Annotated in this window: 12 protein-coding genes and 1 pseudogene; 4 read left to right on the top strand and 9 right to left on the bottom strand. The window is 74.6% G+C overall.

The window, feature by feature from the left end; all coding sequences use genetic code 11:
• Positions 1 to 18: 18 nt before the first annotated feature.
• From ACWFQ8_RS12965 to ACWFQ8_RS12985, 5 genes and pseudogenes are all read right to left on the bottom strand, one after another.
• Positions 19 to 504: pseudogene (locus ACWFQ8_RS12965) on the bottom strand (HAD domain-containing protein); the annotation flags it as partial.
• A gap of 40 nt (positions 505 to 544) precedes the next feature.
• Positions 545 to 2,170: a carboxylesterase/lipase family protein gene (locus ACWFQ8_RS12970; protein WP_453786249.1), complete on the bottom strand. Its 1,626-nt coding sequence runs from the start codon at positions 2,168 to 2,170 to the stop codon at positions 545 to 547.
• Positions 2,171 to 2,381: 211 nt separating this feature from the next.
• Entirely contained in the window at positions 2,382 to 3,407 is a 1,026-nt protein-coding gene (locus ACWFQ8_RS12975) for an NAD(P)/FAD-dependent oxidoreductase (protein WP_453786250.1), read from the bottom strand.
• Complete coding sequence (locus ACWFQ8_RS12980) at positions 3,404 to 3,958, bottom strand: isoprenylcysteine carboxyl methyltransferase family protein (RefSeq protein ID WP_453786397.1); 555 nt, start codon at positions 3,956 to 3,958, stop codon at positions 3,404 to 3,406. Before ACWFQ8_RS12980 ends, ACWFQ8_RS12975 begins: the two co-directional genes overlap by 4 nt.
• 54 nt (positions 3,959 to 4,012) lie before the next feature.
• Entirely contained in the window at positions 4,013 to 5,074 is a 1,062-nt protein-coding gene (locus tag ACWFQ8_RS12985; protein WP_453786251.1) for a type III polyketide synthase, read from the bottom strand.
• Positions 5,075 to 5,150: 76 nt separating this feature from the next.
• Between ACWFQ8_RS12985 and ACWFQ8_RS12990 the strand changes: the two genes are divergently transcribed.
• Positions 5,151 to 6,080 (top strand): UbiA family prenyltransferase, encoded by a 930-nt coding sequence (locus ACWFQ8_RS12990; RefSeq protein ID WP_453786252.1) that lies wholly within the window; start codon positions 5,151 to 5,153, stop codon positions 6,078 to 6,080.
• Between the two features lie 4 nt (positions 6,081 to 6,084).
• Here ACWFQ8_RS12990 and ACWFQ8_RS12995 read toward each other — a convergent pair whose 3' ends face one another.
• Together ACWFQ8_RS12995 and ACWFQ8_RS13000 are read right to left on the bottom strand one after the other, a co-directional pair.
• On the bottom strand, positions 6,085 to 7,137 hold the full coding sequence (locus tag ACWFQ8_RS12995) for a PHP domain-containing protein (protein WP_453786253.1): 1,053 nt from the start codon (positions 7,135 to 7,137) through the stop codon (positions 6,085 to 6,087).
• 181 nt (positions 7,138 to 7,318) lie between these two features.
• The gene (locus tag ACWFQ8_RS13000; protein ID WP_453786254.1) at positions 7,319 to 7,795 is read right to left on the bottom strand and encodes a MarR family winged helix-turn-helix transcriptional regulator; all 477 of its coding nucleotides are present in this window, start codon (positions 7,793 to 7,795) and stop codon (positions 7,319 to 7,321) included.
• A 129-nt stretch (positions 7,796 to 7,924) separates the two neighbouring features.
• Here ACWFQ8_RS13000 and ACWFQ8_RS13005 point away from each other — a divergent pair, with 129 nt between their 5' ends.
• The 3 genes from ACWFQ8_RS13005 to ACWFQ8_RS13015 all read left to right on the top strand — a co-directional run bounded on the left by ACWFQ8_RS13005 (position 7,925) and on the right by ACWFQ8_RS13015 (position 11,058).
• The gene (locus tag ACWFQ8_RS13005) at positions 7,925 to 8,335 is read left to right on the top strand and encodes an organic hydroperoxide resistance protein (RefSeq protein ID WP_453786255.1); all 411 of its coding nucleotides are present in this window, start codon (positions 7,925 to 7,927) and stop codon (positions 8,333 to 8,335) included.
• 849 nt (positions 8,336 to 9,184) lie between these two features.
• The gene (locus ACWFQ8_RS13010) at positions 9,185 to 9,400 is read left to right on the top strand and encodes a DUF6243 family protein (RefSeq protein WP_453786256.1); all 216 of its coding nucleotides are present in this window, start codon (positions 9,185 to 9,187) and stop codon (positions 9,398 to 9,400) included.
• 758 nt (positions 9,401 to 10,158) lie between these two features.
• Positions 10,159 to 11,058 carry a GNAT family N-acetyltransferase gene (locus tag ACWFQ8_RS13015; protein WP_453786257.1) on the top strand — a complete coding sequence of 300 codons (900 nt, stop codon included), beginning with the start codon at positions 10,159 to 10,161 and terminating at the stop codon, positions 11,056 to 11,058.
• Between the two features lie 216 nt (positions 11,059 to 11,274).
• Here the strand turns inward: ACWFQ8_RS13015 and ACWFQ8_RS13020 are convergent, their stop codons facing one another.
• Both ACWFQ8_RS13020 and ACWFQ8_RS13025 read right to left on the bottom strand, forming a co-directional pair.
• Positions 11,275 to 11,943 carry a response regulator gene (locus tag ACWFQ8_RS13020; protein ID WP_453786258.1) on the bottom strand — a complete coding sequence of 223 codons (669 nt, stop codon included), beginning with the start codon at positions 11,941 to 11,943 and terminating at the stop codon, positions 11,275 to 11,277.
• Positions 11,940 to 13,289 (bottom strand): sensor histidine kinase, encoded by a 1,350-nt coding sequence (locus ACWFQ8_RS13025; protein ID WP_453786259.1) that lies wholly within the window; start codon positions 13,287 to 13,289, stop codon positions 11,940 to 11,942. Before ACWFQ8_RS13025 ends, ACWFQ8_RS13020 begins: the two co-directional genes overlap by 4 nt.
• Positions 13,290 to 13,414 lie beyond the last annotated feature (125 nt).

The following is a 13,414-nucleotide window of genomic DNA, read 5'->3' on the forward strand; positions in this document are numbered from 1 at the left end:
GCGTGCGCCCGGGGCGGCCGGCGCGCACAGCCACGCCGACACCGCGGAGAAGTCCGCGTCGGTGAGGCCCACGCCGGGATCGACGCGGTGCAGCAGCGCCCGGCCGGGGTGGTGCCCCGCCACCCACGCCCGGTCGACGTCGGTGATCTCGTCGTCCAGCCAGACGAATGCCCGTCCGGCCGCGTGCGCGCACAGGGCCGGAATCTTCCAGTGCGGCCCGCGCGGCCGACCCCGCCCGTCCTCCTCCGCCGGCTCCGGCCAGTCCACGAGGGGGAGTTCCGGCAGGCCGAGGCGCGGGGCGATCACCTCGTTCGCCTCCGCCATCCAGGTCGTGGCCCACACCAGGTCGCAACCGGAGGCGGCCAGCCGGGGGCCGAGCGCGGGATCGAGGCGCGCGAGCAGCGGATTCGGGCCCGTCCCCCGGGGATACGGGCCGGCGCCGAAGGGGATCAGCGGTCCGTCGACATCGAGGAACAGCAGCGGACGGACGTCGTGACCGGTCATACGAGCACATTACGTCCCGCCGCCGGACCGGCGGCGTGCCTCACGGCCAGCGGGCGTCCCACAGCGCGCACCGGTGCTCGGACCGCGCGTCCACCGGGCGGATCCCGTCCGTCCCGGGGGCCAGGGACAGGACCGAGGCCGGCGCCGCCCCCAAGCGCGGCCACGCGGGCGCCCCCGCCGCCCGGGGCGTACCGGTGCGGGCGAAGCCGGTCCAGTACCCGGTCATGTGGTCCGAGAGCACCCGCTGCGGTGCGGTCAGCGGCGCCAGCGCGAACAGGTAGGGCAGCTCGAAGCCGTGGGTGGCACCGTACGGCAGGTCGGGCGGCCGCGGCAGGCCGGTGAAGTCCGGGGCGCCCCGGTCGCTGAACCGGTAGGCGTACGTGGGCACGTACCGGGCCAGCGCGGCGCCGTCCCGCAGCGCCGGGCAGATGAACGACGCGTCGGACAGCACGGCGGCCCACGCGATGGCCGGCGTCGGGTACACCGCTACCGGGTAGCGTTCCTCGACGGCACGGGCGGTGGCGGCTCCGAAGGACCGCTCCAGTCGGACCCGGTACGCGCTCGCGTCGCCGACGGGGTCCACGGCCAGGGTCTGCCCGAGGAAGAGCCGCATCTCGTCCAGCGTCGTGCCCTGTAGGACCGGCACCCGGTGGAACCGCCCCGCCTCCAGCGCGCGCCGGGGCTCCTCGGGAAGCAGGGCGCCGCCGTACGGGACCTGCGAGAAGCGCTGCATCAGCTCCGGGGTCGCGAGAGTGCGCGCGTCCAGCCGCCGCAGGCACTCCACCACTTCGGCGGGCCGGTCGCAGCCGAGGCGGGCCGCCGCCTCGACCCCGTCCGAGACGGCGCGCCGCTCGGGAGCGAAGGGCTCGTACGCGCCGAGACCGGGCAGCAGGGACCGGGGCGGCATGGTCGTCGAGCACGAACCGCTCTGGACGATCGCCCGGTGGAAGAGGCCCGCCGAGCCGGGGGCGACGAGGTGGGCGCAGACGCTGAGGCCGCCCGCCGACACGCCGAACACCGTGACGTTCCCGGGGTCGCCGCCGAATCGCGCCGCGTTCGCCCTCACCCAGCGCAGCGCCGCCTGCTGGTCGGCGAGGGCGAAGCCGGGGGCCCCGCCGAGCTCCGGATGGGCGAAGAGCCCGAAGACGCCCAGCCGGTAGTTGACGGTGACGACCACCGCGTCACCCTTGAGGGCGATGCGCTCCGCCGGCCCGTAGAGGTCGCCCGCGCCGGTGGTGAAGCCCCCGCCGTGGAACCAGACCATGACGGGCCGCCGCGGCGGGCCCGCGCCGGGCCGGTCCCGGGCGTCGCGGCCGGCCGGTCCGCGCGGCACCGTGACGTTGAGGTACAGGCAGTCCTCGGAGCCGCCGGGCCCGCCGGGTCCGACGGCGGGCAGCTGGACGCAGGGCTCCCCGGGGGCCCCGGCATCGCGTACCCCCGCCCACCGGGGGGCCGGCCGGGGGAGCCGCCAGCGCGAGGGGCCGGTCGGGGCGGCCGCGTACGGGATGCCCTCGAAGGTGCTGTAGCCGCCGTGCGCCCGGCCGCGCACCGCACCCCGGTCGGTCTCCACGCACGGCTCCCCCGGCCCGCCCGCCGCCACCAGCATCAGTACGAGGGGCAGCAGCAGGGCGCACCGCAGGCGCCGTACACCTCGGAAGTCGCGCACGGCGGACGCCCTTTCCCCGTGGATGTCGCGCGGAAGCACCCCGCTTGCCCGCCCCGAAGGGCGCAGCGGACAGAACCGACCCCCAATGTAACAAGGCGTGCGCGTGTCGTGACGCACGATGACCGGCGCGATGTGCAGACCCCCGCGTCGGCGAACGGAGCTTTCGATGAACCCGGCGCGCGAGGTGCCGCCCCGCGCTCCGCGCGGGCACTCACGCCAGCACGTTCACCGCCCGCGTGAACACGCCGGGGAGCAGCGCCGCCGCCGGGACGATCCGCTCGGCGAGCCGCGGCCGGTGCCGCGCCCACAGCAGTGAGGCGGTGAGCGTCCGGTAGCCGCGCGACAGCTCGCGCCAGGCCCGCTCGTACGCCTGGGGCCGCCCCTGCCGTACGCAGCGCACCAGTTCGCCCGCCGCCGTGACGGCCATGGCGACGCCCTCACCGGTCAGCGCGTCGACGTAGCCCGCGGCGTCCCCCACGAACAGCACGCGCCCCGCCACCCGTACGCGGGCCTCCTGCCGCAGCGGCCCCGCCCCGCGGACCGCCGTGGCCGCAGCGGCCGACAAACGCGCGGCCAGCAGCGGGAACCGGGCCAGTTGCACATCGAAGGGGACGTGCTCCGAGGTCAGGATCGCCACGCCGATACGGTCGGGCCCGACCGGGGTCACGTACGCCTCGCAGCGGGCGGACCAGTGGACCTCGACCAGGTCGCTCCAGGGCGCGATCCCGTAGTGGCGACGCAGTCCGTAGCGCGCGGGCCGGCCGGGCGCGGGCGGGGCCACCAGGCCCAGGCCGCGCCGGACGGGGGAGTGCAGCCCGTCCGCCGCGACGAGGTAGCGGGCCGTGAACCCGGCCGCCTCGACGCGGTCCCCGTCCTGGCGGACCGCGCCGACGCGCCCGGCCACCACCCGTACGCCCAGCCGCGCCGCGCGCTCGACCAGCGCCGCCTGGAGCACGGTCCGGCGGACACCGAGGCCCGGGCCGTGGTGGAACAGGCCCTGCGCGGACCGGCCGCTCACCGCGTCCACGTACCGGATGCCGCGGAACGGCTGCCCGGCCACGGGCACGCCCAGCTCCCGAAGCCCGCGGACCGCACGCGGCATCAGACCCTCCCCGCAGGCCTTGTCGACCGGGGAGGGGCGGGGCTCCACGACCACGGTCTCCAGACCGGCCAGCGCGCCGTGGATGGCGGTGGCCAGCCCGGCCGGACCGCCGCCCGCGATCAGCAGGTCGATCACGTCCCGGCACCCGCCGACGGGACGGAGGCGGGCGCCCGCAGCCGGCCGCACTCGGTCAGGGCGGTGTCCTCGCAGCCGATCCGCACCCGCAGCAGCATCAGGTTGAGGACCGTGAAGCACAGCGCGGTCAGCCAAGCCGTGTGCACCAGCGGAAGCGCGATGCCTTCCGCGACGACCGCCACGTAGTTGGGATGCCGCAGGTACCGGTACGGACCGGAGGCCACCAGCGGCAGCCCGGGCACGACGAGCACCCGGGTGTTCCACCGGGGCCCGAGGGAGGCCACGCACCACCAGCGCAGCCCCTGCGCCGCCAGGGCCACCGCGAGGGCCGACCAGCCGAGCAGAGGCACGAACGGGCGCCCGACGGCCCAGGGTTCCACCACGCAGCCCACCAGCAGCGCGGTGTGCAGGGCGACCATGGCCGGGTAGTGGCCCCGGCCGTACTCGCGGGCGCCCCGGGCCAGGCTCCACGCCCGGTGGCGGCGGGCCGTCGCCATCTCGGCGAGCCGCTCGGCCACGACGAGGCCGATGAAGAGCAGGTACAGGGTCATCGAGGACGCCGGGAACGACGTCGGGTACGTCGGCATGCGGTCACCAGTCTCCAGTCACCAGCGGAGCAGGACGAGTTCGGAGGCGAACCCCGGACCGAAGGCCAGCATCAGGCCGACGGAACCGGGCGGCGGCGGTCCCGCCGCCTCGACCTCGTTCAGGATGTGCAGGACCGAGGCCGAGGAGAGGTTGCCGACGGCGGCCAGGGAGCGCCGACTGGCCGCCAAGGCGGATTCGGGCAGGCCCAGCGCGTCCGAGAGCGCGTCGAGGATGCGGGGGCCGCCCGGGTGGCAGATCCACGCGTCGACGTCGGAGGGCTTGAGGTCGTGGGCGGCGAGGAAGGTCTCCACTTCCTCGGCCACGTGCAGCCGTACGAGGTCCGGGAGTTCGCGGCCGAGCACCATGCGGAAGCCCCAGTGCCCGATCTCCCAGCCGAGGAGGTGCTCGGTGCCCGGGTACAGGCGGCTGCGCGAGGCCACCACCGAGGGCCCGGCGGCGGTGGCGTACAGCGGATGCTCGCGGCCGACGGCCAACAGCGCGCCCGCCCCGTCGCCGAACAGCGCTCCGGCCACCAGGTTCGCCATCGAGGTGTCCGTCGGCTGGAGGGTCAGCGAGCACAGCTCGGTGGACAGCAGGAGCGCCACCTGGTCAGGACGGCCCGTGAGGTGGTCGTGGACGCGGCCGACGCCGGCGGCGCCGGCCGCGCAGCCGAGACCGAAGAGCGGGACGCGCCGGACGTCGGGGCGCAGGCCCGCGCGGGCGGCGAGGCGGGCCTCCAGGGACGGCGTCGCGAGCCCGGTCACGGTGGTCGACATGACGAGGTCGATCTCCCCGGCCGCCAGACCGCCGTCGGCGAGGGCGTGCGCGAGGGCCCGGCCCCCGAGGTCCAGGGCCTTCTCGACGAAGAGGGCGTTCGTGGTGCCGAAGTCGTACGACGGCCCGTACCGGTCCAGGGGCAGCGCGAGATGACGGGCGTCCACCCGCACCGAGGCGTGGACGCGGTGCAGCAGCGCCGGGTCGGAGCCGGGGGGCAGGAAACGGGTCAGTGCCGCCGTGATCTCGGACTGCGCGTAGCGATGGGGCGGGAACACGCTGCTCACTGCCAGGACCCGTGTCATTGATCCACCATAGGAAAAAACTGACATCCCGTTACGAATCAGGGGCGCCGGGCGCGCCGCCGTCTAGCGTGGCGGGGTGACCGCGTCCAGTGAACAGACCCGCCGGCCGCCGCGACCCGCCGGACGCCCCCGTACCTCCGGGCGCCGTACCTCCGGGCGCCCCCGGCCCGGCGGCGGTGCGCGGGGCGGCAGGCTCGGCGGGCTGCTGGCGGCCTGCCATCCGCTGCCCGCGGCGGCCGTCACGCTGCTCGCCGGCGCCCTCGCCGTGATCGTGGGGCGCGACCTCGCGGGCGTCGCCGCCACCACGGCCGCGGTGGCCGCCGGACAGCTCTCCGTCGGGTGGTGCAACGACCGGGCCGACCTGGGCCGCGACCTGGCCTCGGGCCGCTGCGACAAACCCCTGGTCGCCGGCACGGTGACGGCGGCGGCCGTGTCCCGCGCCGCGGGCGCCGCCCTGCTGCTCTGCGTCCCGCTGTCCCTGGCCGGCGGACTTCTCGCGGGCGCCGTGCACCTCGTCGCCGTCGCGGCGGGCTGGGCGTACAACCTGCGGCTGAAGAGCACGTCCGCCTCCTGGCTCCCGTACGCCCTCGCCTTCGGCCTGCTGCCCGCCTTCGTCACCCTGGGCCTGCCCGGCGAACCGTGGCCTCCGCTGTGGCTCACGGCCGCCGCCGCACTGCTGGGCGCGGGGGCGCACTGCGCCAACGTGCTGCCGGACATCGAGGACGACCTGGCCACCGGGGTCACCGGCCTGCCGCAGCGGCTCGGCGCGCGGTACGCCGGAGCCCTGGCCGGGGCGCTGGTCCTCGGCTCCGCCGCCGTCCTGGTCGTCGGGCCGCCGGGGCGCGTGACGGCGTACGGCTGGGGACTGCTGGCGGTGACGGCGGCGGCGCTGGCGTCGACGGTCCGCCGGCCTGCCGGGCGGCTCCCGTTCCTGGTGACGATGGCCGTCGCCGGGGCCGACGTCCTGCTGCTGGCGCTGCGGCTCAGGGGCGCCGGACCCGTGTGACCGGCTACGTCTGCGTTGCGGGACCGGGGGGTCGCCGGGTGCGGGTCCAGGTGCGGACCTGCTCGGCGGTCCAGGTGTTGACGACGCGTCCGGCCGGGACGCCGCACTCGGCGGCCCGCTCGCAGCCCAGGATCTGCCAGTCCAGCTGGCCCGGTGCGTGCGCGTCCGTGTCGATGGCGAACAGGGTCCCGGCCGCCACCGCGAGGCGCAGCAGCCGGCGGGGCGGGTCCAGCCGTTCCGGTCGGCTGTTGATCTCCACGGCGGTGCCGGCCTCCGCGCAGGCGGCGAAGACCGCCTCGGCGTCGAACTGCGACTCCGGCCGGGTGCGTCCCGTGACGAGCCGCCCCGTGCAGTGCCCGAGGACGTCCGTCAACGGGTTGCGCACGGCCGTCAGCAGGCGCCGCGTCATGGCGGGTGCCTCCATCCGCAGCTTCGAGTGCACGGAGGCGACGACGACGTCGAGGCGCTCCAGCAGTTCCGGTTCCTGGTCCAGGGACCCGTCGGGCAGGATGTCGCACTCGATGCCGGTGAGCAGCTCGAACGGCGCCCAGGAGCGGTTGAGTTCCGCGACCGCGTCCAACTGCTCGCGCAGCCGCTCCGGAGACAGCCCCCGGGCGACCGTCAGCCGGGGGGAGTGGTCGGTGAGCACGGCCCAGTCGTGGCCCAGCCGGTCGGCCGCCCGCCCCATGGCGTCGATGGGGCTGCCGCCGTCGGACCAGTCGGAGTGCACGTGGCAGTCCCCGCGCAGCGCGGCCCGCAGCGCGGTGGCGGCGGGATCGGCCGGGGGTCCGTCGGGGAGGGCCGCGGCTTCGTCCTCCAGCTTCTGCAGATAGGCCGGAACGCCTCCGGCGAGCGCTTCGCGCACCACCTGGGCGGTTTTGGGACCGAGGCCCTTGACGGCCTCCAGCGATCCGGCCCCGGCGCGTTCGGCCACTTCGCGCTCGCCCATGCGGGTGAGTACGGCCGCCGCGTTGCGAAAGGCCCGTACCCGGTACGTGGGTGCCAGCGAGCGCTCCAGCAGGAAGGCGATCCGGTCCAGTGCCGCAACGGGGTCCATGGCGTACCTCCTGTGCCGTTCCGCCCCGTCGCCGCTTCCTCCCCTTCTCACCCAGTGTGGCAAGGGGCGGCGCGCCCCGCGCGGGTTCCGGGAGCCCCCGGGCGCACCGGCGCGCCCCGCGCGGGTTCTCGGACGCGGCCCCCCCCGGCGCACGCGTGGCGGGGAAGGCGGCGGGGAGCGCTCAGGCTTCCGGTGGGGCGGCCGCGTCGAGGGCGGCCGTGAGGCGGCTCAGGCGGTTCTGGAGGTCGTGGATCTCCGCGAGGTCGAAGCCGGTCGCGGTCGCGATCCGGCGCGGTACCGCCGCCGCGCGGGCGCGCAGAGCGGCGCCTTCCTCCGTGAGGTGCGCATGCACGGACCGCTCGTCCCGCGTACTGCGCTCGCGGCGGATCAGGCCGGCCGCCTCCAGCCGCTTGAGCAGGGGTGAGAGCGTGCCGGAATCCAGTCGCAGGTGCTGCCCGATCTGCTTGACGGGGAGCTCGCCGTGCTCCCACAGCACCAGCATCACCAGGTACTGCGGGTAGGTGAGTCCGAGGTCCTTGAGGACGACGCGGTAGAGACCGCCGAAGGCGCGGCTCGCGGCGTTCAGCGCGAAGCAGATCTGGCCGTCGAGGCGCAGGAAGTCCTGGTCGGCGTGGATCGCGGTCGGCTGCTCGGTCATGGGGCCAGTGTACGCGGCGAGACGGGCGAGGCATTTAATTGTGCACAACTTAATTGTGTGCTGTACTTGTGGAGCGCGGCCGGCCACCGGCCGCACCCACCACGGTCCACCCCTGCGAGAGGAACTCCGATGGACGCGCTGTACACCGCCGTCGCCACCGCCAACGGCCGCGAGGGCCGCACCGTCAGCTCCGACGGCCAGATCGACCTCGCGCTGGCGATGCCCCCGGCCCTCGGTGGCAACGGCCAGGGCACCAACCCCGAGCAGCTCTTCGCGGCCGGATACGCCGCCTGCTTCGCCAGCGCCCTCGGCCTCGTCGGCCGCCAGGCCAAGGCCGACACCAGCGAGGTGTCCGTCACGGCCGAGGTCTCCATCGGCAAGGACGGCGCCGCCTTCGGCCTGGGCGTCACCCTGCGCGTCGAGCTCCCCGAGGCCCTGGCGGGCGAGCCGGGCGCCCTCCTGGTGAAGCAGGCGCACGAGGTGTGCCCGTACTCCCGCGCCACGCGGGGCAACATCCCCGTCGAGCTCGTGATCGAGTAGCAGCCGTCGCGGCGCCCCCGGCCCCCGGCGACCATGGAGGCACTTCTCCTCGCACGGGGGCCGACGGGACGGGCCGGGATGCCCGGCGGCGCACGGCTACGCGGTGCCGTACTGGTTGCCGGCGCGGGCCCGGTCGGCCTGACCACGGCGGGAAGAGCTACGGCGGCGCGGCGTCACCTGCCGGCCCGCCGACCGGCCCGCCTGCCGTTCGCGAAGGCGGTCGGCGCCCAGCCGCGCACCCTGGCCGCGTAGGCCGCACCGGGTACGAGCCCCGCAGGCCGGCCACGTCCCGGTGCGGGACGCTGACGGTCGCGTGCTGTGAAGCCTGTAGCAGCGCGGAGTGCGCGACGGCTGCCCCGAGGGCCTGCACTCGGCCGCTCACGCCGCAGGGGCCAGGCCGCGGACGACACCTGGCTCGGCCGACCGCCGACCGCCGACCGCCGACCGCCTCCCGCCGCGCACCGATGCGCGCGGCTGCCGTCCCTGAGGTCGTCCCGTAACGGTGGGGCGCGAGTGAGGTGCTCTCTGTTGCGGTCAGTGTGCTCGCGACCACTGACAACGCCCGCGGCGACCCAGCTGGAGCTGCCCCGGCGGGCGGCGTCCACCGGCGGGTGCTGGCGGTGCTGGGATTCCCGGAAGGACACGGCTGACCCCCGGCGCTCCCTGAAGGCCCTGCGGACACCGGGGCGGCGAAAAGGTTGGTGTGCAGGGCCGACGGAACCGGGTAACGTCGTGCAGACGCCGATTTACGAGTGAGAGCGTGATGGGCCCCTGCTGACGTCCTTGGACGTTGCCGCCCGTCCCCCACCCGAATCCGTAGATCACTTCACATCATTACCGGGAGAACCCGTGACCGTGAGCAAGAACATCAACAACCCCGTGGGTCAGGGCGGCGGCCAGCGCAAGAGGCTGTCCCGCGCCGAACGTCAGAACAACGGTCCGCACCGCAACCTCGACCGCCAGGGTGCGGCCGACCAGAAGGCGGACCTGGTGCGCAAGATGCGCGAGAAGGCAGGCACAACTGAGGGCGCCGAGCAGGCGGGCGACGACACCGCACAGAGCTGACGCACCGCCGCCGCAGGGCGGCACCGCACGGGCAGGGTCCGGACCGCGACGCGCGGTCCGGGCCCTGCTGCCGTATCGGGGCTCTGCCGCCGTACCGGGCGCCACCGGTCCCGCTCAGCCCTCGGCCGACCACCCGCGTCGCAACCGACCCCCGGGGCAGTCGCAGACTCGGCAACCCCGTCACCGCACCCCCCGAGCCGCACCAGCAGCTCAGCGCGTTCCGGCAGCTACAGAGGGGGTGTGGGAACAGAGGAGCCCGTTTGCAGTGGGCGCACCCGGCAGCGCTTCATCGACGGCGTGACGCATTACGACACCGGACTGCGAGCCCCGCGAGCCCCTTCTGGCTTTGGAAGGTCTCTTCCGGACAGCCTCTGGCAGGCACGCCCGGGCACCTTCCGCGCGGCGTCCTGTGTCCCTCCGTCCCGCGGTGCCTGCGTACTGGCGTTGGACCCCGACGGTGTCTTCGACGACCAGCACTGCGGCCTCGTCGTGAAGGTGCCCAGCATCAACCGCCCCGCCCGTAGGCGGGGTTCACGGTGGCTCTGCATCGTCGCGCAAACCCCTCCCTCAAGGGGCGCAGAAATCCGTGGACCTACCTGCGGAAGATCACGTAGCGTGTGGATCCACGCCCTGATGGACGGAAGGAGGCGAGTGCCGTGCGGTTCACACCTTTCCAGCGCTCCCTCTTCCGCTATCCCGGCGTGGTTCGTGAGTTCTGACCGGGGGCGCTCCAAGCAGCCTGTATCCCGGAGGAATCCATGACCGATCCGGTCATCCGCGCGCTCTCCGCGAGCGACGCTCATCTCTTCGACGCACTCCCAGACCCCCTCGGCGCCCGTGAAGGCCATCGGCGTACCCAGTTCCGCCCCGACTGGAAGCGCGTCGCCTTGCGCGACGGCGAGGTCGTCGCACGCGGCGCGTGGTGGGGCGGCCCCGACGACTCGGAGCCCGTCAACATCAACTGGTTCGACGTGGCCGAGGGCGAGGAGGAAGCCGGGGCCGCACTCCTGCGCTCCGCTCCCTGGCAGGTCGAACTCGAGATCAACCTGCCCGGCGGCTGGCGGGAAAGGACCGACCTGCGCGCCGGCGCCGAGGCGCGCTTCGCCGCCGCACGAGCCGCAGGCTACGAACTCCTGGTGGAACGCTTCCTGTACCGCTGGACCCCGGAGCGGGCCCTGCCCGAGCGGCCCGGACGCCTGCGTTTCAGCGCCGAACCCGACGACACCGTGTTCTTCGACGCGTTGCGCCGCATCCACTCCGTCACCCTGGACGCCCACGCGCTCAGGGCCATCGAGGAGGGCGGCCTCGACCAGGCCGCCCAGGAGGAACTCGACTTCTTCCACTGGTGCCCCTCCCCACGGGAATGGTGGCAGATCGCGCACACGCCGGAGGGCGACCTGGCCGGCATCCACATCCCGGCCCACAACCCCTCCGGCCCGACCATCGGCTTCATCGGAGTCGTCCCGGAACAGCGCGGTCGCGGCTACGCCTACGACCTCCTCGCGGAGTGCACCCACCTCCTGGCCGAGCAGGGCGCGGAGTTCGTCGGCGGAGCGACGGACCAGGGCAACTTCCCCATGGCCGCGAACTTCGCCAAGGCCGGCTTCCCCGTCATCAGTGAACGCATCAACTTCCACCCGACAGGCCAAGCGGCCTAGCGAGGAGTAGCACGGCGGTGAGCGGTCCGGCCCGAGGGCAGGCCCGGACCGCTCACCAGTACCCGGCGGCGCGCCGGCCGACAGCGTGATCGACGGCGGGCGGGGGAGGCGGCAACCACCACAACCAGCCGGGACGCTGGCGCCAAGTCACGTGATTTGGCTTGTCACCGGGGTGGTCGCCAGGAGAATTCCGTTTGCCCTGCGGGCACTTGGTGATCAACCGCTCGCACCGCCGGCCTCCACCAGGCCCGATTCGTAGGCCGCGATCACCGCCTGCGCACGGTCACGGACGCCCAGCTTGCCGAAGATGCCCGTGATGTGGTTCTTGACCGTGGAGACACTGATGTCCAGGTCCAGGGCGATCTCGGCGTTGCCCCGGCCGCCGGCCAGCAGGCGCCAGATCTCCAGCTCGCGCGGGGTGAGTTCGGCCGGGGGCTCGCCGACCCATGACCGCGGCCGCACGGGGGTCCGTACGTAGGCGGAGATGAGCCGGGTCAGCAGCCGTGGCGCGACGGCGGCCTCGCCGGTGTGGACGATGCGGACCGCGGCGATCAGCTCCTCCGGGGAGATGTCCTTGGGCAGGAAGCCGTACGCGCCGGCGCGCAGGGCGGCGACCACGTACTCGTCCATGTCGAACGTGCTGAGGGCGAGGACGCGCGTCAAGGGGAGCGTCCGCGCGAGTTCCTCGGTGGCCTGTACCCCGTCGAGGACCGGCATCCGGATGTCCATGACGACCACGTCGGGCAGCAGCTCGCGAGCCAGGGCGACGGCCCGGGCCCCGTCCTCGGCCTCGCCCACCACCTCGAACTCCGGGTCGGGGCCCAGGATCAGGGCCAGGCCGCGGCGCACCAGCGGCTGGTCGTCGGCTATGAGCACGCGGATCATCGGTGCCGTTCCTCTCTCTCGCCCTCCCCGAGGCCGGGGACCGGGACCCGGACCGGGAGGCGGGCCGCCACCCGGAAACCCCCGCCGTCGAGTGCGGCGGCCTCCAGGGTTCCGCCCTGCAGGGCGACACGCTCGTGCATACCGATCAGACCGTACCCGGAGCGCGCCGCGGGCCGGGAGGCCGGTGCCTGCGTCCCCGCTCCGTCGTCGCGCACCTCCACGGCCACCTCGTCCCGGCGGTAGGTGAGCCGTACGTGGGCCCGCGCCTGCCCCGCGTGCTTGCGGGTGTTGGTCAGGGCCTCCTGGACGATCCGGAAGACGGTGAGGCCCACGCTCGGAGGCAGCGGGCGGACCGGGCCGTCCACGGTGAACTCGGTCTCCGTGCCGGCCAGCCGGGACTCGGCGATGATCCGGTCGAGGTCGTCGGCCCCGGGTTGTGGAGCCGGCGGGGTGTGCTCCGGCTCCTCTCCGGCCCGTAGTACGTCGAGGAGTTGGCGCATCTCGCGCAGCGCCATCCGCCCGGAGTCCTCCAGGGTGACGAGGGCTTCCCGGACGACCTCCGGATCGTGCGCCAAATTGGCCCGCGCCCCGCCGGCCATCAGCTGCATGGTGGTGATGTGGTGGGCGACGATGTCGTGCAGTTCGCGGGCGATCCGACGGCGTTCCTCGGCGACGGCCCGGTCCGCGAGCAGTGTCCTGTGGGCCTCGGCCTCCCCCTGCCGGTGGTTGACCACGGCGGCCACGCCGACGGCGCCGAGGGTGCCGATCACGTTCGCGACCAGACCCCACCAGCCGAAGGGCAGGGGCCAGCCGGCCTGGCCGGCGGCGATCAGCGGCACCGCCGCGACCACCGCCGCCGCGGCAACGGCGGGACGGCTGAACCGGGCCACCGAGTAGAGCGCCACCAGCAGGGTGAGGGTGAAGTGCGGTGTCAGAGGGGTGGTCATGTTCACCACCACGCCGAGGGCCAGTACGGAGGCGAGTACCGTCACCGGCCGCGCGCGCCGGGCGATCAGGGGCATCGCCGAGACCACCAGGGCGACGGCCGCGCTCACACTCAGGACCCGGCCCTCGGTCTGCATGCCCAGGGAGTAGCCGACGAGGTCGATGGTGCCCGCCGCGACCGCCACGAGTCCGTCGTTGCGCGTCCAGGGTGAGCGGTCGGCGGCGCGGTCCGCCCCGGGGCCCACGCCTTGGCCGCCTGCCCGGGCCACGTTCCACCCCGTGTCGCGGCCCGCGTCACGGTCTGCACCCGCACGCCCGCCGCCGCCCCCTTCGGCTCTCACGGTCACACCCGTACCCGTACCCGTACCCGTACCCGTACCCGTACCCGTACCCGTACCCATGCTGCCGGTCCTCCCCGTCGGCCGCCCCTCCCGGCAGGTGCCGGGCTCGCGCGGCCGCGCTCTCCGGTGATCCATTCTGGCACCGGCCGCCGCCCCTGCCACCAGTCCCCGGTGTGGGCCGGTAC

This window comes from Streptomyces sp. NPDC055254, from assembly GCF_053606025.1.